At 34.7% G+C, this 22888-nt stretch carries 17 protein-coding genes; 15 read left to right on the top strand and 2 right to left on the bottom strand.

The window, feature by feature from the left end; genetic code table 11:
- The first annotated feature begins 15 nt into the window (after positions 1-15).
- Together lat and BW932_RS04975 are read left to right on the top strand one after the other, a co-directional pair.
- On the top strand, positions 16-1350 hold the full coding sequence (lat, locus tag BW932_RS04980; RefSeq protein WP_076385972.1) for an L-lysine 6-transaminase: 1335 nt from the start codon (positions 16-18) through the stop codon (positions 1348-1350).
- Between the two features lie 119 nt (positions 1351-1469).
- Positions 1470-1721 (top strand): putative signal transducing protein, encoded by a 252-nt coding sequence (locus BW932_RS04975; RefSeq protein ID WP_076385970.1) that lies wholly within the window; start codon positions 1470-1472, stop codon positions 1719-1721.
- Between the two features lie 135 nt (positions 1722-1856).
- On the opposite strand, the gene BW932_RS04970 is transcribed toward BW932_RS04975, so the two are convergent.
- Positions 1857-3578, bottom strand: a complete 1722-nt coding sequence (locus tag BW932_RS04970) for a helix-turn-helix domain-containing protein (RefSeq protein WP_076385968.1) — start codon at positions 3576-3578, stop codon at positions 1857-1859.
- Between the two features lie 191 nt (positions 3579-3769).
- On the opposite strand from BW932_RS04970, the gene BW932_RS04965 reads away from it, so the two are divergent.
- From BW932_RS04965 to BW932_RS04930, 8 genes are all read left to right on the top strand, one after another.
- Entirely contained in the window at positions 3770-4000 is a 231-nt protein-coding gene (locus tag BW932_RS04965; protein ID WP_076385966.1) for a hypothetical protein, read from the top strand.
- 456 nt (positions 4001-4456) lie between these two features.
- Positions 4457-6889, top strand: a complete 2433-nt coding sequence (locus BW932_RS04960; RefSeq protein ID WP_076385964.1) for an alpha-ketoacid dehydrogenase subunit alpha/beta — start codon at positions 4457-4459, stop codon at positions 6887-6889.
- Between the two features lie 103 nt (positions 6890-6992).
- Positions 6993-8675, top strand: a complete 1683-nt coding sequence (locus BW932_RS04955; RefSeq protein ID WP_084566443.1) for a tetratricopeptide repeat-containing sensor histidine kinase — start codon at positions 6993-6995, stop codon at positions 8673-8675.
- Positions 8676-9341, top strand: coding sequence for a response regulator (locus tag BW932_RS04950; RefSeq protein ID WP_076385962.1), 666 nt, complete (start codon positions 8676-8678; stop codon positions 9339-9341).
- A gap of 443 nt (positions 9342-9784) precedes the next feature.
- On the top strand, positions 9785-10288 hold the full coding sequence (locus BW932_RS04945; protein WP_076385960.1) for a GbsR/MarR family transcriptional regulator: 504 nt from the start codon (positions 9785-9787) through the stop codon (positions 10286-10288).
- A gap of 171 nt (positions 10289-10459) precedes the next feature.
- The gene (locus tag BW932_RS04940) at positions 10460-11194 is read left to right on the top strand and encodes a thiol-disulfide oxidoreductase DCC family protein (protein WP_143745503.1); all 735 of its coding nucleotides are present in this window, start codon (positions 10460-10462) and stop codon (positions 11192-11194) included.
- Between the two features lie 54 nt (positions 11195-11248).
- Positions 11249-11863 (top strand): DUF305 domain-containing protein, encoded by a 615-nt coding sequence (locus BW932_RS04935; RefSeq protein ID WP_076385955.1) that lies wholly within the window; start codon positions 11249-11251, stop codon positions 11861-11863.
- 302 nt (positions 11864-12165) lie between these two features.
- Complete coding sequence (locus BW932_RS04930) at positions 12166-12384, top strand: hypothetical protein (protein ID WP_076385953.1); 219 nt, start codon at positions 12166-12168, stop codon at positions 12382-12384.
- 218 nt (positions 12385-12602) lie between these two features.
- On the opposite strand, the gene BW932_RS04925 is transcribed toward BW932_RS04930, so the two are convergent.
- Positions 12603-14111 carry a DUF4394 domain-containing protein gene (locus BW932_RS04925; RefSeq protein WP_076385951.1) on the bottom strand — a complete coding sequence of 503 codons (1509 nt, stop codon included), beginning with the start codon at positions 14109-14111 and terminating at the stop codon, positions 12603-12605.
- A gap of 242 nt (positions 14112-14353) precedes the next feature.
- Here BW932_RS04925 and lpdA point away from each other — a divergent pair, with 242 nt between their 5' ends.
- From lpdA to BW932_RS04900, 5 genes are all read left to right on the top strand, one after another.
- Positions 14354-15745: a dihydrolipoyl dehydrogenase gene (gene lpdA, locus BW932_RS04920; protein WP_076385949.1), complete on the top strand. Its 1392-nt coding sequence runs from the start codon at positions 14354-14356 to the stop codon at positions 15743-15745.
- A 518-nt stretch (positions 15746-16263) separates the two neighbouring features.
- A complete protein-coding gene (locus tag BW932_RS04915; protein WP_076385947.1) occupies positions 16264-17481 on the top strand; it encodes a site-specific integrase in 1218 nt (405 codons plus the stop codon).
- A 5-nt stretch (positions 17482-17486) separates the two neighbouring features.
- Complete coding sequence (locus BW932_RS04910) at positions 17487-17894, top strand: Fur family transcriptional regulator (RefSeq protein WP_076385945.1); 408 nt, start codon at positions 17487-17489, stop codon at positions 17892-17894.
- A 58-nt stretch (positions 17895-17952) separates the two neighbouring features.
- A complete protein-coding gene (locus BW932_RS04905) occupies positions 17953-18279 on the top strand; it encodes a DUF6660 family protein (protein ID WP_143745502.1) in 327 nt (108 codons plus the stop codon).
- A 241-nt stretch (positions 18280-18520) separates the two neighbouring features.
- Positions 18521-22888: a CusA/CzcA family heavy metal efflux RND transporter gene (locus tag BW932_RS04900; RefSeq protein ID WP_076385943.1), complete on the top strand. Its 4368-nt coding sequence runs from the start codon at positions 18521-18523 to the stop codon at positions 22886-22888.

Genomic DNA, 22888 nt, shown 5'->3' with positions numbered 1-22888 from the left:
AAAACTAAAAAATATATGAATAACGCAATTGCATCTCATCCAGAACCTACCAATGAAGTAAAGAAAACACTCGGCAGACACATGCTTGCAGACGGTTTCGACTTTGTAATGGATTTCGAAAAATCTCAAGGTTCTTGGATTCATGACCGAATCACAGGAAAAAAATTCCTCGATATGTTCTCTATGTTTGGATCCGCTTCCATCGGGTACAACCATCCTTATTTAATGGAAAAATCTGCGTGGCTTGGTAGAATGGCGGTTAACAAACCAACATTGGCGGATGTTTATTCGCAAGAATTTGCAGATTTTATGACCGTTTTCGAAAGAGTAGCGATCCCAGAACATTTGCAATATGCTTTCTTTATCGAAGGTGGAACAATGGGCGTAGAAAATGCAATTAAAGCATGTTTCGACTGGAAAACTCGTAAGAATTTTGAGAAAGGACTCGATTTGGAAGCAGGAGTTTGTATCCATTTCAAACAAGCATTTCATGGAAGAAGCGGTTATACTTTGAGTTTAACCAATACTTCTGACCCTCGAAAATATCAGTATTTCCCAAAGTTTGATTGGCCAAGAATTACCAATCCGCACTTGAATTTCCCAATTACAGAGGAAAATTTAGCCGAAACCATTAAACATGAAAATTTAGCACTTTTAAATATTGAAGAAGCCATTCTTTCTAATCCTGATAAAGTTGCGTGCATTATTATTGAACCCATTCAAGCAGAAGGAGGCGACAATCACTTCCGGGATGAATTCTTGGTGAGTTTAAGAAATATATGTGATGAAAATGAAATCCTTCTAATCTTCGACGAAGTACAAACAGGAATGGGTTTGACCGGAAAAATGTGGGCTTATGAACATTTCACTGCAAAACCAGATATTATTTCTTTTGGTAAAAAAGCGCAGGTTTGTGGAGTTTTAGCCAATAAAGAAAAATTCGACGAAATTCCGAATAATGTATTTAAAGAAAGTTCCAGAATCAATTCTACTTTCGGTGGAAATTTCATTGATATTCTTCGTTTTCAACTGATTATGGAAGTAATTGAAAAAGAAAATTTAGTAGAAAATGCCAGAATTGTTGGTGAATATTTAGTGGAAGGTTTGCAAATTTTAGCACAGAAATATCCAGAAAAGCTATCAAATCCAAGAGGTCGCGGATTAATGGCTGCAATTGATTTACCAAATGGTGATCAACGGGATAAAATGCGTGAACTTTTGTATGACGAAGGAGTAATTATTTTATCTTGTGGTGATCAATCAATCAGATTCCGACCACATTTGAATGTTTCAAAAGAGGAGATTCAGACTGCACTTAATAAAATTGAACTTTGTATCGAAAAATTATAGTATTAATTGAGATTCATTAATTTTCGCTGCGATTTTTTTTGAATCTCAAATATTTTTTAGCATAAAGCTGGAAAATAAATTATTTCTGTGTATATTGAGAATTCAAAATTTATAAGATAATGGAAAGAGAAACGAGAGTATCAGTGTTTGAAAGCGAAAAACCTTCAGAAATTCAGTTGATAAAATCAAAATTAGATGCCCAAAATATTTCTAGTTTTTTGAATGATAAGTATATGTCTTTCACAACTACACCCACTGCAAATACTATAAAACTTATGGTTAATCTTCAAGATGAAGAAAAGGCATTCCGTATAATCGATGCATTTTTGAAGGAAACAGATTTAGATCTTCCAGCTCATTCTCAAAATTAAATCGATTTGCGAAAAAAAATCTATATGATAACTTGGACGAAATTTTTATAAAAAAAGTTTCGGTTTTTTTTCAATAAATCGTAAAAGCAGTATTCTCGGAATTTTTTCTAAAAAATTGGTGTTAAGAATGCGCTCTTATAATTTATCTTTCATCAACTTAATAAAAACAGAAGGTTTTAAATCAAATTTCCGGCGAAAATGATCCGAAAAATTTTCGGCACTCGAGAATCCTGCGATGGAGGCGAGTTCTTTTACATCTTTATTGATATATTTCACATCATTTTTCAGATGGTCAATAATAAAATCTAATCGCAAATCGCTGATGTAAAGGGCAAAGTTTTTTCCTTTGTAGGTATTGATGATTTTCGAAAAATAAGTAGAATTGGTTCCCAAATTCTCACTTAAGGATCTTTGCGAAACCTGAGAATCAAGAAATTTATTTTCATTTTCAAATATTTCCAATTCTTTCAGAATATTTTCTACAAAAACAGGATTAAGACCTGGAATTTTATTGTAAAACTCGTAGTCAAATTTTTGCTGATGTTCATAAGTAACTGATTCTACGAGTAATTTTTCGTATTCTTTTTCTGCATTATTTTGTTGCGCGATAATTTCGTCAAACCTTTTTTTGTAGTTTTTCTTTTCTTTCTGAATGCGATACCCAAAAAATAAGAACGTGATTATCATAAGCGTAACTAAGCTTATAAAAATGGTTCTTTGATTTTCTAGTGAGTTTTCAATTCTGTTTTTTTCCGAGATCAGCTTTTTGGTATCGTACTCTTTAGCAATTCTAGAATAGAGGTATTTGTAATTTTTCTCATAAGATCTGTCTAAGAACATGAGTTTGTTAATATATTCCAGCTGTTTTTTTGTATCTCCTGTTGAATGATAATATTTAATCAGGATTTCATAAGCCGAGCGGAACTGAGGATCGAGTTTTTTCGTTTTATTATAGTGTTTGTCGATTTCTTCTAGATATTTTACTGCCAGTTTCTGTTTTCCCGTATTCCAATAAGAAAGACCTAAGTAGAAAATTTCGGTATTGTGTTCCCATTGATCATCATACAACCGAATTGCTTCTGACAGTTTGGAAATTGCAGTAGTATAATCTTTAGCATGATATGCATCGGTACCTTCAGATGATATAAAGTAGGGAATATATTGACTTAGTTTACTTTTTTTAAGATATTCAAACGCCTCTTTTAACAATATTTTATTTTGTTCGAAGTGACCGAGTTTGGTATTTGAATCGATAAGACTCATTAATGAATAAATGTAATATATCTGATAATTTTTCCCTAAAGATGTATTGCTTTGTAAATTATCTTTAAAAAATTTCAAACAATTTAAAATTTCTTTGTTTGCATCTTCATATTGCCCCAGATAAATTTTATTTTGAGCGATGTAATAAATAGTTTTATTGAAAACATAATCATTACCAGATTCTTGGGATAGTTTATTTGCGACTAAAATATCATCAAGCGCTTTTTGATAAAACTCTTCCGCCATATTAATATTGCCACGATTAAGATAAGCGTCTAATACTATTTTTTTATCCTTAGATTCTTTTGAAGTCATAAGTGCACTATCCGCATATTTTATATTTAAAGGATATGTTTTGGTAATACTTGCATATCGGTATGCATAAAACAGGGCTTCTTTATTTTTTTCCTTTTTAGACTTTTGAATATAGAAATTGATGAGCTCCCAAGTCTTTTTTGGATCCTTATTATTGTACTCATCGATCTTTTTCTCAATCTGTTCATTAGTTAAATTTGCATTTACGAGTGATTGAGCATTATAATTTGTACTAAAATTTAAAAAAAATAGAATGATCAGACAAAAAATAGAGTTCAACTTCATAAAAGCTTAATAAGATGATTTATAGGGATATAAGATTTATTTCGGACTTATTTTTACAATATTACTGTATTTTTTTAAAAAAAACAGCACATTATTTACAATATACTTGTTATTTTTTATAAAGTAACGGTTACTTTTTTTGCTACATATAACCTCACTGCAATACATTTGTAAAAATTAAACGTATGAAAAGATTAGCACTTATCGCAGCAGTAGTATTAACTACAATTACATTACATTCTTGCAGACAATCTGACGATGTATTATCACCAGAAGAAACAGCAACTTTAAAAAGAGTACAAGATTCTTCTAACAATCTATTGCATAAAGATAATGTGTCAACCTTAAATACAAACCAAGGTAATAATCCAGCTTCACTTGTTGATGGTGAAATTGTACCACCACCAAAAAAATAACAATTCAAGTTAAATAAATTTTTTTTTTCATCATTTGTGTTGGTTCTTCCGCGGATTTATTCGCGGAAGAATCGTTTGTTATCAACTCTAAATTTAATAAAAAAGGAGTTGAACTACAAAATAATTGAAATACTCCACAAAAGAGATGTGCAAAAAAGTATGCAAAATTAATGAATCGATCTCTATTTTAAAATTTCAGCTTCCTATTTTTCTTTACTATTTACAGTTATCCGCCATTAAAATGATCAACTAACTTTTGACAAAGAATTTTCGGTTACAAAGTCTTTCACCATCAATTGAAATTACATTTTTTCTTTTATTCTCCTTTTTATTAATCAATTTTGGTATTGTGAAATTTATAAATTTTGGGCTAAAAAAATAAATTGTTTTCAAAAATTTATTTTCTAATTTTTAGAATTCAATTCATTTATTTATCTTTGTGAAAATTCAGCTTTTATGGAATCTACATACATTGAAACTCAACAAATTACTTTTCAGGACTTCAAAAATCAAATTTTAGAAGATTATAAATTAGGCAGGATTTCTCGGGAAATGTCCTATCTAGGAAGGAGAGAAGTTTTAACCGGAAAAGCAAAATTTGGAATTTTTGGCGATGGTAAGGAATTGCCACAATTGGCAATGGCGAAAGTTTTTAAAAATGGAGACTTCCGTTCAGGATATTATCGTGATCAGACTTTTGCATTAGCAATTGATGCTGTTTCAGTTGAAAGTTTCTTCGCACAACTATACGCAGATACCAATGTAGAAAGAGAACCAGCTTCTGCCGGAAGACAAATGAACGGTCATTATGCAACCCGAAGTTTGAATGAAGACGGATCCTGGAAAAATTTAATGCAACAAAAAAATATTTCCTCAGATATTTCTCCAACAGCTGGACAAATGCCAAGATTATTGGGTCTAGCTTTAGCTTCGAAAGTTTACAAATCTGTGAAATTCGACGGATCGGAAAAATTTTCAAACGACGGAAATGAGGTTGCTTTCGGAACTATTGGCGATGCTTCGACTGCAGAAGGACATTTTTGGGAAACTTTAAATGCAGCTTGTGCTTTACAGGTTCCGATGATCACCTCGATTTGGGATGATGGTTACGGAATTTCTGTTCCTACCCAAAATCAACGAGCAAAAGCTGATATCGGAGAAATGTTATCTGGATTTCAAAGAAAAGAAGGTGAGAATCAAGGTTGCGAAATTATTCAGGTAAAAGCTTGGGATTATCCCGCACTTTTAGATGCTTTTGCAAAGGCGGAACATTTTGCCAGAACAGAAAGTGTTCCTGTTGTTGTTCACGTTATAGAAGTTACTCAACCTCAAGGACATTCAACCTCAGGATCGCATGAAAGATATAAAAATGAAGAACGCCTGAAATGGGAAGGTGAGTTTGATGGTTTGGTTCAATTTAAACAATGGATTCTTAATTATTCCATTGAAATTGAAGGAGATGAGCAGCAATTAGCGACCTTGGAAGAACTTGAAAATATTGAAGAGGAAGCGAAAAAATATGTAAAAAATGGCCAGAAAAAAGCCTGGGAAAACTATCAAAAAACGATTACTGAATTAAAAGATTCTGTAATTCCTTTGGTAGAAACTTTACAAGCGAAAAACAGTGAAGTTGGACCAGAAATGGAAAAGTACAAAGCTGTAATTTCGGTAGCGAAAAAAGACATTTTTCAGTTGGTAAGAAGATCATTATTGCTGACTCGAAAAAATCCATCTTCAGAAAGACAAAATCTTCAGCAGAAGTTCGAAGAAATTTTCGCGGTAGAGAAAGATAATTATTCTTCTCATTTATATTCCCAATCAGAATGGAAAGCAACAAATGTTCAGGAAATTGCACCTGTATTTTCAGAAAATTCACTAACCGTGGATGGTAGAGTAGTTGTTCGAAATAATTTTGATAAAATTTTTGAGAAATATCCCGAAACTTTAATTTTTGGGGAAGATGCTGGAAATATTGGTGATGTAAATCAGGGTTTAGAAGGACTTCAGGAAAAATATGGTGAATTGAGAATTGCAGATACCGGAATTCGGGAAGCGACCATTCTGGGACAAGGAATCGGAATGGCGATGCGCGGATTGCGCCCTATTGCAGAAATCCAGTATTTGGATTATATTTTGTACTGTTTGCAGGGAATGAGCGACGATTTAGCGACCGTTCAATACCGAACAAAAGGGGGTCAAAAAGCACCTTTGATCATCAGAACTCGAGGTCACAGATTAGAAGGAATTTGGCATTCCGGTTCTCCAATGGCGGGAATTCTTAATTTATCCAAAGGGATTTTAGTTTTGGTTCCCCGTAATTTGACGAAAGCTGCAGGATTTTATAATACGATGTTAAAAAGTGATGATCCGGCTTTAATTATTGAATGTTTGAACGGATACCGACTTAAAGAGAAACAACCTGATAATTTAGGTGAATTCACCGTACCTGTAGGGAAAATTGAGGTTACGAAAGAAGGAACAGATGTCACTTTAGTAACGTACGGTTCCACTTGGAGATTGGTTATGGAAGCAGCGAAGGAATTAGAAAAAATCGGAATTTCCGCTGAAGTTATTGATATTCAGTCTTTAATTCCTTTCGATTTAAGCCATGAAATTTCTGAAAGTGTAAAGAAAACCAATCGTTTGGTCGTGATTGATGAAGATGTAGAAGGTGGCGCAACTGCATTCATATTGCAGCAAATTTTAGAAAAACAAAAAGCCTTTAGATATTTGGATTCCGATCCTCTAACCATTTCCTCAGAAAACCACAGAGCGCCCTATGCAAGTGATGGTGATTATTTCAGCAAACCAAGTGTTGATGATATGGTAGAAAAGATTTATGGTTTATTTACAGAATCAAATCCAGAGAAATTCCCGAAAATTTATTAGAATTTAATTATTTTTATTAATAATAAAATTAGTTTTAATATTGATAGCGAAAATAAATGTTTCGCTATTTTTTTTGCCTAAATTTGGGGTAAACTTGTAAAACTTGAAACTGAAAATCTATCTCCTCCTCATCCTTTTTTTCCTCGTTTCCTGCAAAAAGGAAATCATAGAACCTGCGAAAACCGAAAATAAATTTTACGATAAAGCTTACGATTTTTTATCTACAGGTGAAAAAGACAGTGCTTTTATTTATTTTAATCTTGCACAAAATACTTTTTCGCAAAATAAGGATTCTGCCAGAATTGGAAACAGTATGGTGAATATGGCCATTCTACAGAGTGAAGCAGGTGATTATTATGGCAGTCAAGAAACATCTTTAGGAGCAATTAAGTATTTAAACAAAAAGGAAGAAAAATTGTATCCCATCCTTTATTCCAATTATAACAATTTAGGAATTACATCCAGAAATCTTGGAGATTATAAAAATGCTGTTTTATTTTATGACAATGCAATCGCTTTTGCAACTTCTCAGTCAGAAATCAATACCTGTCTAAATAATAAAGCAATCTGCTATAAATTTTTAGAAAATTATAGTGCTTCACTTCAGATTTTTAAAGATGTTTTTAAAAATATCGATCCCGTAAAAGATCAAAAAGGATATGCCAGAATTGTGGATAATCTTGCGTTTGTGAAATTTCTCCAGAATAAAAACTATGATGCAGAAATGGACATGAATGCAGCATTAAAAATTCGTGAAAAAGCTGAAGATCTGTGGGGACAAAACGCAAGTCACTCGCACCTCTCCGATTATTTTGCAGATAAAAGCATAGAAAAATCTTTGTTTCATGCACACCGAATGTATGAAATTTCCAAAAAAATAAAAAGTCCTGATGATCAGTTGGAAGCTTTGCAAAAATTAGTTGATTTAGAAAACCCTGTTCATTCCAAAAAATATTATAAGATTTATGTGAATCTTGAGGACAGTTTAACAAATGTGCGGAATAAAGCCAAAAATCAGTTTGCTTTGATCCGGTACGACTCAGAAAAAAACAGGGTCGATTTGTTAAAAGCCGAAGCGAAGAATATCGAAAACCGTTATCAGATCTTACAAAGAAATATTGCTTTGGGAGCCGTTTTTTTGGCATTTATATTCGCCGTTTTTTGGAATCGAAAAAGGAAAGAACGCTTAAAACAGGAAAAAATATTTGAGGTAAAAAATACGGCATTAAAATATTCAAAAAAAGTACATGATGTGGTTTCAAATGGAATTTATCAGGTCATGTCGGAAATTGAAAACACTTCAGAAATCGACAAAGAAGGTCTGCTCGATAAACTGGAAATTGTCTACGAAAAATCCCGCGATATTTCCTACGAGGATTTGACTGGAAATGCAGACTCCGATTTTAAAATGCAGATTGCAAATTTGACAAAATCTTTTTCTTCGGAAACTTTAAAAACAATTATCATTGGAAATGAAGAGATTTTATGGTCTAAAATCCCCCAAGATTTAAAAACTGATATTAAACTGATATTGCAGGAATTGCTGGTTAATACAAAAAAACACAGCGAGGCGAAAAAAATTATTTTAAAGTTTGAAATTGTTGCAAACCGCCTCCAAATAGCGTATTCCGATGATGGAATTGGTTTTACAAATAACATTGAGAAAAAAAATGGGCTTCAAAATGTGGAAACCCGTATTTTTTCTCAAAAAGGAAATCTTACTTTTGGCGAAACAACTGGGAAAGGAGCCAATGTATTTATTTCTTTTCCCTTAAAAAAAGGATAGATGTTTCAAAAAGTTCTCGCTGCCGAAGATTTCGAAAGTGCAAGCATTTCAGTTCAAAAATCACTAACTGACTTAAATATAGCAGAAAAAAGTTTTGTCCATTATTGTGATGAAGCCGTCGCTTTGCTAAAAGAAAGCATAGATGATCAAAGTCCATTTGATTTGCTGATCACCGATCTTTCATTTGAAGAAGATTTTTCAAAACAAAATCTCAACACAGGCAAGGAACTCATCATTGAAGCTCGGAGATTACAACCAGATCTGAAAATTTTGGTTTTTTCGGGAGAAAAACGTCCACAAATTATTAAAGAATTATTTAATGATTTAGAGATCAATGGTTTTGTAAGTAAAGGCAGAATGGATGTAAAAAATCTAAAAACAGCGATCAACACTATATTTGATAATAGAAAGTACATTTCTTCAGAAAACCTCATAAATCTTAGAAAAACGGATACCATAGAGTTAACCGCCTTAGAATTTTCTATTTTACAATTACTGTCAGAAGGCATTTTACAAAAAGAAATGACCGAAGTTTTGAAATCCAGAGATCTAAAACCCAACAGTTTAAGTTCGATAGAAAAAACGCTGAATCAGCTCAAGGAAACTTTTTCTGCCAGAAACAATGAGCACTTAATTGCGATCAGCAAAGATCTGGGAGTATTGTAAAAATATTTTCTCACCACTTCTACTTATTTCGTTCTTACAACAAAATTCAATTTTTATCTAAAAATCTTTTCATTTTACGGGTTCCCGTAAGGAAGTCCTGTTTTGGTGTTTTACATTTGATGAATTAAAAATAAAATCAAACACCAAAGCTCCAGAGTTCAAAAACGCCAATCAAAAAACACAAATTCTTATAGTTTTTTCTGGAGCTGGAGGTGGATTGAAATTCAGATTTACGTTTTAAAGCAATTCGAATAATTGGTGAAAAAGTTTAATATGACTTGTTATAAGTTTTAATTGCCTTTAATTTCAATTTTATATAAAACAGTAAGTTTTGTATCTTTTTTTAAACAGATGTAGAAATCTGTTTTTTTCTACAACAAACTTTCAATAATTACTGAAACTTCAATAAATTTTACTACCTTTACGATAGAAATCATCCAACAATGAAACTCGAAGAAGCCAAAGAAAAATACATCCAAACCTGGGGAACTTTTGCCACCAATTGGGGAATTAACCGGACAATGGCGCAAGTTCATGCGTTACTTTTAGCCAGCGGAAAAGCACTTTCTACCGATGAAGTCATGGAAGAGTTGCAAATTTCGCGCGGAAATGCAAATACCAATCTTCGCGCTTTGATGGATTGGGGAATTGTAAAAAAAGAACTGGTAAAAGGGGACCGAAAAGAGTATTTCCTTGCAGACAAAGATGTTTGGTTCCTCTTTAAACAAATTACAAAAGAACGCAGAAAAAGAGAAATCGAGCCGATTGTCGCGTTTTTAGAAGAACTCAAAGAAATTGATGACAACGATTCCGAAGAGGCAAAAGAGTTCATCAAACTTATGGATGATTTCGGAAACGTTACCAATAAAATTAATAACATCATGGATTTGGCGATCAAGAGCGATGACCATTGGTTAGTCGGAAAAATCACCAATCTATTAAAATAAGAAAAAGGGAAGAAATTCCTTTTTTATTTCTTAATAACTTTCAATAATTACTGAAACTTCAATAAATTAAATAAAAATGAAAACAATATTCTTACAGATTTGGATGTTCTTCTACTTCAAAACCAGCAAAAGAACCAGAGCCGATTTCTTAAAATTTTAAAAACCAAAATCATGAAAACGCTGCAAAATCACACGCTTATTTACGACAAAGATTGTCCGATGTGTACGCTTTATTCAGGTACATTTATCAAATGTGGAATGCTTGAAAATGACGGCCGGGAAAATTTCTCCGAAATGTCTGCGAAAAATGAATTGATCATCGATTATGAACGCGCCAAAAATGAAATCGCTTTGATCAACCAAAATAGTGGGGAAGTACGTTATGGTTTAGACAGTTTGTTGGTTATTATCGGAAATTCTTTTCCCTCTTTAGAAAAAATAGGAAGGCTAAAACCGCTCTACTGGTTCTTCAAAAAATGCTATTCCTTCATTTCCTACAATCGAAAAGTCATCGTGCCATCTTCGGAATTGATGACTGAAAAATCTTGTGTACCAAGTTTCAATCTAAAATATCGCTTGCTGTATATTTTCTTTGCTTTGTCTTTTTCTACCATCGTTTTTAAAAGTTTCTTTTTAAAGATTTCTCCTTTGGATCGTAATTTTCAAATAATAGAATACGGAATTGCCCTGCTTTTGGTCGGTCAAATCATTTATCAACTTTTCATTTTAAAAAATAATTTCTTAAACTATTTAGGAAATTTGATGACCGTTTTTTTGGCAGGTTCTCTTTTGCTACTTCCGTTTTTATTTTTAGATAGCAATCGAGATATTTCATTAATGTATTTTTTTTTAGATGTAATCATGGTCTTTGAAATTCATCGTCGGTATTTAATTTTGAGAAAATAAGGTCAGAATTTTTTTAAGCATTCTTTTTGCTTGACTCAAGACAAATTATTTAAAATGAAAAAATTAATTCTTCTCACAAGTTTCACTTTGCTTTTTTTGTCTTGTCAAAAATCAGAAAAAACGGCTGCAGAAACTTCTGATCACCACCAAAAAACCTCAGAAGTCAAAAACGATATGGCGGTTTTAATGGACGAGATGATGGATAAAATGCACGCTCCAAAATCCATTGGAAATAATGACGCCGATTTTTCTAAGATGATGATTGAGCATCACATTGGAGCCGTAAAAATGTCGGAATTGCTTTTAAACAAAGAAAAAGATTCCGAATTGAATGCATTTGCACAAAACGTAATCGCCGCGCAAAACAAAGAAATCGAACTGATGAAGAAATTTCAAAATAAAACTGAACTTTCTCCAGATCGTGAACAATTTCAGCTTGCGCTTAATCAATCAATGGGCGCAATGATGAATAAAGAAATTAAAGTTTATGAAGATATTGATCACAATTTTGCAGCGCAGATGATTCCGCATCATCAAAGTGCTGTAGATATGGCAAAAGTTTATTTGAAATATGGACAAGAAAAAGAATTGCTCCAATTAAGTGAAGATATTGTTCGTGAACAAAGTCTGGAAATTACACAACTTCAAAATTGGTTAGCTAAAAAATAAGATTTTTAAAAAGTTCCAATCAATCTTTATTTATAAATCTAAACAGAGAACAAAGAATAAAGAATAAGGAAAAGCCGCCTCAAAAAGAGACGACTTTTCTATTAAATAAACTGCCTTAATTATCTTTAGAAACCTAAACGAAAAGAGAAACCTCTTTTTACAATAATCATAGCAAAACTATCGATTAAAAAAGTAGAAAAAAAAAACGAATAAAAATTGGTAAAATAGCCTATTTACGGTTTCCCGTAAGATTTTGAAGTTCTGATTTTGTATTTTTACAGAATTAATTTTATTTACTTATTATGGTTGCAAAGAAAGATCAACTTCAGCAATTGCTCGATGCTTTGGTTGAGAACGACCGCGAAATGCTGATTTTCTGCATCAAACAATATTATCCAGGTACCTTTTCCGAGAATGAGTTATGGAGCATTGCTTTGGAACCAAAAGTACAGTTGCGAGAGAGAATAAAACAAATCATTTTGATTGAAATAAATGCGATTAAAAGCGGTACCATTTCGTAAGCAATTGCTTCATAAAATGTTTGCGCTGGCTTTTTTTCATACTCCTGAAATTTTTTTTGTCTAATAATTTTGACGTTTTTTTTAATGGTCTGATTTAATTAAAAATTCAATGCAATGAAATTTAAATGATATCAATTGCAATCACTGTTTTAAATTTATAGAAAAAGCCGCCTCGGAAAGAGACGGCTTTACTATTGAATAAACTAACTTAATTATTTTTAGAATCCTAAACCAACAGAGAAACCTCTTGTTGTATTCGGGAAAGTAGAAACAGCGGTGGTGGATCCATTTGTGGTATTCACCAAATAAATTTTTGTAACTCCTGCAACAGTTGCCAACAAATACGCTTTATTGCTTGTACTTCCGATGTCAAAACCGTTTGAATTCGAAATGTCGATTCCTAAAGAACCTCTTTCAACCAAAGTTCCATTGTTTGGTGGACTTTGTAGGTATAATTTATCGGTAGCGTGATCTACAACAAATAATTCGGTAGTAGTTGCTCCTGCAAAACTGTTGGTATAAGCTGCACCACTTAGAGTTGGTGTTCCAGGATTGATCATTCCATCCGTTGCAGAGATTGTTCCATCAATTGGATTTAATCGAAGATTTTGTCCAGTATTACTTACCACTCGGATTCGATCTACGGTCGGATTAAAATCAAACCCGAAATCAGTGCCGTTTAAAAGTGTTGGGAATGGTGCTCCTACAGCTGTTGCAGCTCCTGTTCCTAAATTTAAGGTATAAATTCTGCTGCTGCTTCCAAGTGCATATAATTGTCCATTTAATGGTCTAAAATCGACTCCTAAAATATTTTCTCCCGCTTGTAAACCTGTGATGGGTTTAGAAACCGGCATTGGATTATTTGGATTAAATATTTGTAGCGCATTCGAATTGTCAACTGCATAAGCAACCGCTTCAGTTGGAATTGCCAAATCAATTATTTTTTGAGGGAAAGCTCCAATATTAGTTGCTTTTCCGGTGGTGAGATTCACATTGTAGAGCGTGTTTTTTGTTCCGGAAGTAGCAGAAAGCAAAGCTACACTGTTATCAGGATTAATATCGAAAGCCGCTTGACCCGAAAATGTAATTCCTAAACTTCCAACTTCTACTAAAGTTCCGTTATTTGGCGGATCTTGTTTGAATAATTTCCCGGAAGTTGCATCAATATCATATAAAATGGTTGATGTAGCGCCAGATTTACTGTTGGTATAAGCAACTCCTGTTATTGATGAAGTGGTTGCGATACTGGTATCGGTTGCCGCAACTGCACCAGTTTCTGGATTGAGACGAAGATTTTGCCCCATATCTGTAACCAATCGAATTCGATCTACGGTTGGATTAAAATCTATCGAGGCAACAGCGCCAGAAATTGCCGGTGTAAATGAAGTTCCCACAACTCTTGCAACAGCAGTCATGGTATTTATAATATAGAATTTATTTGCATTGGATACCGCGTATAATTCGCCCGTTGCAGGTCTGAAATCAATACTCATTAATTTTTCCCCTGAACCCAACCCACTTACCGCAACTTTCGTGGTAAAAATTGCAGGGCTTTTTGCATTAAAAGCAACCAATTCATTCGTTTCTGTTAAGCCGTAAGCAAGTTGATCTGGACCAACCGTTACTTGTTCTTCCATAGTGGTCATTGGAGCATTGTAATCATCTTCACACGAAATGGTCGAGACAAATCCGATAAGCGCTATGCTCAATGTAAATAAATTTTTCATAATGTTTAATTTTTATTGTTAGTTATCATTTACGACAAAAAATAAATGTTGGATTTCAAATCATTAAAAATTTCATCAAAATAATACGATTCGTGTCCAATTGTTGTGAAAAATAGACACTTAAAAAGAAGAAGCTGCACTTTCGTGAATATTTTAAAAATACCAACCAAATAAAAAGAGCCCTCATTGAAAAGTAAAAAAATTATAAAAATTTCCGTAAATTCGCATCAAATTTTTAAATAATGAACTACGATATTATTGTCATCGGAAGTGGTCCTGGTGGTTACGTTACGGCAATCAGAGCCGCACAGTTAGGTTTCAAAACGGCCATCATCGAAAAAGAAAGTTTGGGTGGTATTTGCTTAAACTGGGGTTGTATTCCCACAAAAGCTTTGCTGAAATCTGCCCACGTTTTTAAATATTTACAAAAAGCCGAAGATTACGGTCTCAATAAAGTAGAAAATCCGGGTTTCGATTTTTCTAAAGTGATCCAGAGAAGTAGAGGTGTAGCCGCTAAAATGAGTGGTGGAATCGCTTTCCTGATGAAGAAAAACAAGATCGATGTCATTATGGGAACTGCTAAAATTCAAAAAGGCAAAAAAGTTTCCGTTGTTGACAAAGACGGAAAAGCAACAGAATATTCCGCAGAAAACATCATCATCGCAACTGGCGCTCGTTCCAGAGAATTGCCAAATCTTCCTCAAGATGGGGTGAAAGTAATTGGATACAGACAAGCATTGACTCTTCCTGAACAACCAAAATCAATGATCGTTGTTGGTTCAGGTGCGATCGGAATTGAGTTTGCTGATTTCTATAACACCATGGGAACCAAAGTGACGGTGGTAGAGTTTTTACCAAATATTTTACCTTTAGAAGATGAAGATGCTTCTAAACACGTAGAAAAATCTCTGAAAAAATCGGGAATTGAAATCATGACCAATGCTTCCGTAGAATCTGTGGATACCTCTGGAAATGGTGTAAAAGCAACCGTGAAAACCGCTACCGGAAACATCACTTTAGAAGCTGATATTTTATTATCTGCTGTTGGAATCGCGTCCAATATTGAAGGTCAAGGTTTCGAAGAAGTAGGAATTCAAACCGATAAAGGAAAAGTTTTGGTGAACGAATGGTACGAAACTTCCGTTCCTGGCTATTACGCAATTGGGGATATTTTGGCCACTCAAGCTTTAGCGCACGTTGCTTCCGCGGAAGGAATTACGTGTGTGGAAAAAATCAAAGGTCTTCACGTAGAAAAAATCGATTATGGCAATATTCCGGGATGTACGTATTGTCATCCAGAAGTGGCTTCGGTTGGTTTAACGGAAAAGCAGGCAAAAGAAAAAGGCTACGAATTGAAAGTAGGGAAGTTCCCGTTCTCGGCCTCCGGAAAAGCAACTGCAAACGGTGATACTGATGGTTTCATCAAAGTAATTTTCGATGCAAAATACGGAGAATGGTTGGGTTGTCACATGGTCGGAGACGGCGTTACCGATATGATTGCAGAAGCAGTTGTAGCGCGTAAATTAGAAACAACCGGACACGAAGTTTTAAAATCCATTCACCCACATCCAACCATTTCGGAAGCTGTGATGGAAGCAGTTGCCGCCGCTTATGGCGAAGTGATTCACATTTAAAATTTTCTAAAATATTTCATAAAGAACTTCAGTATCATGCTGAAGTTCTTTTTATTTGGGCAGCAATTAGACTACGCAGAAAATCTATTTATTAATTTTTATGGCAGACATTTCCGTCGTCCACTCCCGCTTTTTTTGTTATTGCAAACAAAGTGAAGCAACCCCTTGAAAGCGATCGATCGCAATAACAAAAAAGAGCTCCGTTCACGCCGGGCTGCAAACCAGGTTTTTTCACATAACCAGTTTTTAAATTTAGTGAACTTGCGTATATTTGAGAGTTATACGAACAATCAAATTCAAAAATCCAATTTGCACCTAATTACACTATTAATCAGATAGTTATAAAACAAACTAATGCAGATTAAAGCATAAAAAAGCAAGGAAATACTTGGTTTGTTGTACTAAAAGTTGTACCTTAGTACTCGGTTGCATTACTTTGAAACATACAGTAAATCAATGGTTTCATCAGATTGCATTCGTTGAGTTTAGTAAGTACAACAATCTAATACTTCTTTATTATGGCTTCAATTAAATTAATACTGCGTACACAGCAGGAAGACGCCACAGGTCAAAGCCCTATTTACATTCGGTTAATCAAAGACCGCAAAGCCAAATTTGTAGCAACTGGCGTTAAAGCGAAAGCGACCGAATGGGATGATGAAAAACAAAGGCTTAAAAAGAATTACACCAACAGTGCCAGAATGAATGCTTTCCTTTCGCAAAAGGTAGCCGATGCACAAGCACAAGTAGCCGACCACGAACGCACCAAAAAATCAGTTTCGGCACGCAAGCTTAAAGAAGCCATTAAAGGCAAAACGGACCCTAATTTCTTCGAGTATTGCGAAAAGAGATTGGAAGTGTTGAAAGGCATTGTTTCTTATCGTACAACCGTTATTTATGGCGTTTACATCAATAAGTTTCAAAAATTCTTAGGACATCGGGAGTTTTATTTCTCGGATATCAATGTGGGTATTTTGAACGATTATGCAACCTACTGCAAAAAGAAATTGAAAAATGGCAACACCACTATTTTCAGCTCAATCAGAATTTTGAGTTTCTTTTACAACGATGCAATGGAAGAAGAATTGATTGAAATGGCACCCTCTCCTTTCTATAAAGTCAATATTTCGAAAAGCAAGGTAGAACGTCAGTACCTCAACAAAAAGCAGATTGAAGAATTAGAAAATTTAGATTTGAGCCAAAGACCAAAAGCCCAGGTGCATCGGGATATGTTTTTGTTCAGTGCCTTTGGTGGCGGTTTGCGCATCAGCGATGTGATGCTGTTGCAGTGGAAATGTTATGATGAAGAAACCCAAAAAATTACCAAGGTTATTCAGAAAACACAGAAACAACACAGTTTCAGATTAGGTGCGAAATCGATTGTCATTCTCAACAAATACAAACCGAAAACCATAGACCCTGAAGCTTTTATATTTCCTGTTTTGGAGCATCCGGAAAAGATATTTGCAGATGAAGTACACAAGAGTACACGCATCCGTTCCAAAATCCGTTTGGGCGATGTGCATCTGAAGAAAATGGGAGAAGATTTGAAATTGCCTTTCAACCTGCATTTCCATTTAAGCCGTCATACCTTTGCTACCAATGCTTTGAGCAACGGAATGCGGATTGAATATGTGAGCAAATTACTCGACCATTCTTCCATCCAACAAACACAGGTGTATGCCAAAATTGTAAGTGAGGAATTAGATAATGCAGTAGATAAATACATAAATTAGCCTTTATGAAAAATGAAGAAAATATTTTACAGCAAAGAAATATAAAACCCACAGCAATGCGTTTATTGGTGGTAGAAAAATTGCTGAAACAACAATATGCTATCAGTCATAAAGAGTTAGCAGAACAGTTTGAAAATGCCGATAATGTCACTTTGTTTAGAACTTTAAAAACTTTTTTGGAACATAAGCTTATCCATACCATCGACGACGGAACGGGTGTTGTGAAATACGCACTTTGCCAATCGGGATGCAGTTGCAATCCTTCAGAACAACATACGCATTTTCATTGCTCACATTGTAAACGAACTTTTTGCCTTACAGATGCAGAAATCCCCAAAATCAATATTCCTCAAAATTTTAAATTAGAAGGCATCAATTTGGTACTGAAAGGACGGTGCGACAGATGCAATTAATACTCAATAAAACTTTGCAATCCGATTGCAAAGATTATTTTTCTATATTTGCAACATAATGAGATGGATAATCACAATATGGACTTTTTACCTGATGGTACTTTCTTCGTTGCCTTGCAGCGATGCGAGTAATCAGTGTGAAGATACTGTTCCAAAAATTGAAACCGCCCAATCTCACGACCATAACCAAGATAGCGATGATAATTGCAGTCCTTTTTGCACTTGCAATTGTTGCAGTGTAAGTATTGCTTCTTACCATTTCAAACCTTTTGAAATAAAGCAGCCAAACGTTGCCTTCGTTACAAAAAAAATCACACTTCGTGATTATACTATAATTTCCAACTACTACGGAAATATCTGGCAACCACCCAAGTTTATTGTTTAATTTTTTCAGATTTTCTTAATGCTATTGATGCTTTGCTATAAGCCTCAGTTTTTCGTATTCCTTTTGTTAGGTTTACGGCTCTGTTTGCACGCTCGTGCTTACATTATGTCTTTGCTATAAATGTTTTTTTATAGTGATAATTACTGGCGTTACAACCTTCATTCAATAGCTATTTGATTATCTGTAGGCTTCTTAGTAAAAGAAGTCGGAATTTATTTATCAAAAATTTAAACAGATAGACGTGTTAGATAATATTATAAAATTCAGTATCAAAAACAAGCTTGTCGTTGGTATAATGACCTTGTTGCTCATCATTTGGGGCGTGTGGAGTGCCACAAAACTACCCATTGATGCCGTACCCGATATTACCAATAATCAGGTGCAAATAATTACAGTTTGTCCCACATTGGCAGGGCAAGAAGTAGAACAATTAGTTACTTTTCCTATTGAGCAAAGCATTGCCAATATTCCAGATTTGGAAGAAACAAGAAGTATTTCAAGATTTGGTTTGTCGGTAATTACAGTTGTATTTAAAGACAAAGTAGATATTTATTTTGCCCGGCAACTCATTAATGAAAAATTAAAAGAAGCCGAAGAAAAAATACCCAAAGGAATTGGTACACCAGAATTGGCTCCTGTGAGTACAGGTTTGGGCGAAGTATACCAATACATCATCCATCCAAAAAAAGGAAGTGAGAAAAAATATGATGCCAAAGAACTGCGAACAATGCAGGATTGGATTGTAGCAAGACAATTGTACGGCACACCCGGAATTGCCGAAGTAAATAGTTTTGGTGGCGAACTGAAACAATATGAAGTTGCTGTAAATCCCAACCGCTTAAAAGCAATGGGCATAAGCGTTACCGATATTTTTACCGCATTAGAAAAAAACAATCAAAATACCGGAGGAGCTTACATTGATAAAAAACCAAATGCATATTTCATTCGAGGAATTGGTTTGGTTACTTCATTGGATGATGTAAAAAATATCAGTGTAAAAAATGATGGCGGCAGTATTCCTATTTTTATAAAAGATGTTGCAGATGTACGTTTCGGGAGTGCGGTACGATACGGAGCAATGACTTACAATGGCGAAGTGGATGCTGTAGGCGGTGTAGTGATGATGTTGAAAGGCGAAAACAGTAATGAGGTGGTCAATCGTATCAAAGAAAAATTGCCGATTATTCAAAAATCTTTACCCGATGATATTATTATTGAACCTTATTTAGACCGTACCGATTTGGTAGGCAGAGCAATGAGTACCGTACAGAAAAACCTGATAGAAGGTGCACTGATTGTCATCTTTGTATTGGTTATTTTCTTAGGAAATTTCAGAGCGGGATTGATTGTAGCTTCCGCCATCCCTTTGGCGATGTTGTTTGCTTTAGCCCTAATGAATGTCTTTGGTGTGAGTGCCAATTTGATGAGTTTGGGAGCCATAGATTTTGGATTAATTGTAGATGGTGCGGTAATTATTGTAGAAGCCACATTGCATCATTTAGGTTTAAGGAAATCTACACAAAGGCTTACACAACAAGAAATGGATAATGAAGTATTTACCTCTGCTTCCAAAATCCGTAGCAGTGCTGCATTTGGCGAAATCATTATCTTAATTGTTTACATTCCTATTTTGACTTTGGTGGGTGTTGAAGGAAAAATGTTCCGTCCGATGGCACAAACAGTTGGTTTTGCCATTTTTGGTGCATTGATTTTATCGTTAACCTACATTCCGATGATGTGTGCTTTGTTTTTGTCTAAAAAGCCGATGCTCAAAGAAACCATTTCGGATAAGATGATGCATTGGCTACAAAAAATGTATCAGCCATTATTAGAAAAAGCCATCAAAATAAAATATTGGTTAGTGGGAATTACCGTTGCCATTTTTGTCTTTACCTTATTTTTATTTGGAAGAATGGGCGGCGAATTTATACCACAATTGCAGGAAGGAGATTTTGCCTTTCACTGTATTTTACCACAAGGAAGTTCATTAAGCCAGAGTATCGAAACCTCTATGCAAGCTTCAAGAATTATTAAAGAATTTGATGAAGTGAAAATGGTAGTAGGCAAAACCGGAGCGGCAGAAGTACCAACCGACCCAATGCCACCCGAAGCAACCGATATGATGATATTGCTAAAACCTCAAAGTGAATGGAAAAGCGGTAGAACTTATGATGAATTGGCTGATGCCATTAATGAAAAACTGGAAGCAATACCTGGAGTGTTTTTTGAGAAAAACCAACCGATACAAATGCGTTTCAATGAGTTGATGACGGGTATTAGACAAGATGTTGCAGTAAAAATATTTGGCGAAAACTTAGACACATTGGCTTTGAATGCCGATAAGGTTAGCAAAGTAATTCAAACTGTACAAGGTGCAACTGCGCCACAAGTCGAACGTGTAAGCGGTTTGCCACAAATAAATGTAGAATACGACCGCACTCGTTTAGCCAATTACGGAATAACGGTAGAAGATGTAAATAATGTAGTAAGCACTGCATTTGCAGGAAAAAGTGCAGGTGTAGTTTTTGAAAACGAAAGAAGATTTGAATTGGTAGTTCGGCTGGATAGTGTTTACCGTAGCAGTATAGAAGATGTAAATAATCTGATGATACCAACTTCTACAGGCAATCAAATTCCGCTTTCACAAGTAGCCACTATTGATTATAAATTAGGACCCGCACAGATAAGTCGTGAAGCAGGAAAACGTAGAATTGTTATTGGTTTTAATGTAGATGGCAGAGATGTACAAAGTGTGGTAGAAGAAATTCAGCAAAAATTAAATGCACAGGTAAAATTACCGCCGGGTTATTATTTCACGTATGGTGGACAATTTGAAAACCTTCGGGAAGCCAGCAATAGATTAATGATAGCCGTTCCGGTTTCTTTATTATTGATTTTTGTGTTGCTCTATTTTACCTTCCGTTCTTTCAAACAAGCGGGCTTAATATTTACCGCAATCCCAATGAGTGCCATTGGTGGCGTATTAGCTTTAATGCTTCGTGGTATGCCTTTCAGCATCAGTGCAGGGATTGGTTTTATCGCTTTATTTGGTGTGGCAGTTCTCAACGGAATTGTACTGATAGGCACTTTCAACCAATTGGAAAAAGAAGGAATAAAAGATGTTTTCAAAAGAGTAATAGAAGGAACTAAAATTCGTCTTCGACCAGTATTAATGACGGCAACCGTAGCCAGTTTAGGATTTTTACCAATGGCATTGAGTAGCAGTGCAGGTGCAGAAGTTCAAAAACCTTTAGCAACCGTAGTTATTGGCGGATTAATTACAGCAACATTCCTTACGTTGTTTGTTCTGCCTTTATTATACATCATTTTCAATTCAAAAATTAATTTAAAAAGAAAACCAAAAGTGAAACCCATTGCAACTATAATTGTATTGCTCCTATCATTGGTAGGCTTTACAGCAAATGCACAAACCAATAATTTATCAAGCGTAGATGATGCGATAAATATTGCACTTCAAAATAATCAAACCATTAAAGCTTCAGATTTAGAAATTGATGCCAGCAAAGCTTTGAAAAAAACTGCCGGAGAATTACCCAAACTAGATTTTAATGCACAGTTGGGACAGTACAACAGTACCAAGTTCGATCAGTCTTTTCAAGTGTCGCAAACCATTCCGTTTCCATCGTTATTCGGAGCAAAAAAACAATTGATTAACGCTGAGATAAAAGGCAAAGAATTGCAGAAAAACCTTTCGGTATTGGAGTTGAAAAATCAGGTGCGTACTTATTATTATCAAATTTTGTATTTGCAACACAATCAAAAACAATTGCAACAATTGGATAGTTTGTACAATGATTTTATCAAAATAGCACAGCTTCGATACAAAACTGGCGACACCAAAAAAGTGGACATCAGCACAGCGGAAGCCAAGAAAGGCGAAATCAATTTATTGCTGAAACAAAACGGAGTATTCCTAAGCAATGCAGTTGCCAATCTAAAAACATTGATGAACACAAAAGACGATTTTGCCATCGCAGAAAACGGAAATTTTCTGCCTTTGCAAATTTCTAATTTGTTGGGTGATGAAGCTGTAGCCAATCATCCTGCCATTCAATCTTTGTATCAAGATGCCGTTATTGCAGAGCAAACCAAAAAGGTAGAACGTTCGCAAGGCTTACCCGATTTTACCATTGGTTACGTCAATCAGTCTTTAATTGGTTTTCAAAATGTAAACGGAGCAGAGAAATTTTTCAATGGTGGAAACCGCTTTAATTCTGTAAATATTGGTATTGCAATTCCCATTACTTATGGTGCTACCAAAGCAAGGGTAAAATCTTTGGATTATAGAAAACAAGCTGCCGAAGCCAACGCACAACAGCAACAAAAAACATTGGCTACGCAAATGCAAAATGCCTTGCAACAATACCAGCAAGATATACAGCAGTACAATTATTTTGAAAAAGAAGCATTGCCTAATGCCAAAGAAATTGTATCAGCCGCACAATTGGGTTACAGAACTGGAGATATTGGTTATGTAGAATATCTTTTTGCCTTGCAAACCGCCACCGATATTCAGTTGAATTACTTGAAAAGTATTCAGCAGGTAAACCAATCCGTAATCAATATTTATTCATTCATCAATCAATAA

Source organism: Kaistella chaponensis (assembly GCF_900156725.1).
In the GTDB taxonomy this organism is placed as follows: domain Bacteria; phylum Bacteroidota; class Bacteroidia; order Flavobacteriales; family Weeksellaceae; genus Kaistella; species Kaistella chaponensis.
Note: the sequence above shows the minus strand (reverse complement) of the source record. Positions and strands in the feature narration are given on the sequence as shown.

Excerpts from the sequence above, each read along its gene's own strand:
- BW932_RS04940 (WP_143745503.1), top strand. The coding sequence starts at position 10,460 with ATGAAAACGCTGCAAAATCACACGCTTATTTACGACAAAGATTGTCCG.
- lpdA (WP_076385949.1), top strand. The coding sequence starts at position 14,354 with ATGAACTACGATATTATTGTCATCGGAAGTGGTCCTGGTGGTTACGTT.
- lat (WP_076385972.1), top strand. The coding sequence starts at position 16 with ATGAATAACGCAATTGCATCTCATCCAGAACCTACCAATGAAGTAAAG.
- BW932_RS04935 (WP_076385955.1), top strand. The coding sequence starts at position 11,249 with ATGAAAAAATTAATTCTTCTCACAAGTTTCACTTTGCTTTTTTTGTCT.
- BW932_RS04905 (WP_143745502.1), top strand. The coding sequence starts at position 17,953 with ATGAGATGGATAATCACAATATGGACTTTTTACCTGATGGTACTTTCT.
- BW932_RS04965 (WP_076385966.1), top strand. The coding sequence starts at position 3,770 with ATGAAAAGATTAGCACTTATCGCAGCAGTAGTATTAACTACAATTACA.
- BW932_RS04950 (WP_076385962.1), top strand. The coding sequence starts at position 8,676 with ATGTTTCAAAAAGTTCTCGCTGCCGAAGATTTCGAAAGTGCAAGCATT.
- BW932_RS04960 (WP_076385964.1), top strand. The coding sequence starts at position 4,457 with ATGGAATCTACATACATTGAAACTCAACAAATTACTTTTCAGGACTTC.
- BW932_RS04945 (WP_076385960.1), top strand. The coding sequence starts at position 9,785 with ATGAAACTCGAAGAAGCCAAAGAAAAATACATCCAAACCTGGGGAACT.
- BW932_RS04930 (WP_076385953.1), top strand. The coding sequence starts at position 12,166 with ATGGTTGCAAAGAAAGATCAACTTCAGCAATTGCTCGATGCTTTGGTT.
- BW932_RS04975 (WP_076385970.1), top strand. The coding sequence starts at position 1,470 with ATGGAAAGAGAAACGAGAGTATCAGTGTTTGAAAGCGAAAAACCTTCA.
- BW932_RS04915 (WP_076385947.1), top strand. The coding sequence starts at position 16,264 with ATGGCTTCAATTAAATTAATACTGCGTACACAGCAGGAAGACGCCACA.
- BW932_RS04925 (WP_076385951.1), bottom strand. The coding sequence starts at position 14,111 with ATGAAAAATTTATTTACATTGAGCATAGCGCTTATCGGATTTGTCTCG.
- BW932_RS04910 (WP_076385945.1), top strand. The coding sequence starts at position 17,487 with ATGAAAAATGAAGAAAATATTTTACAGCAAAGAAATATAAAACCCACA.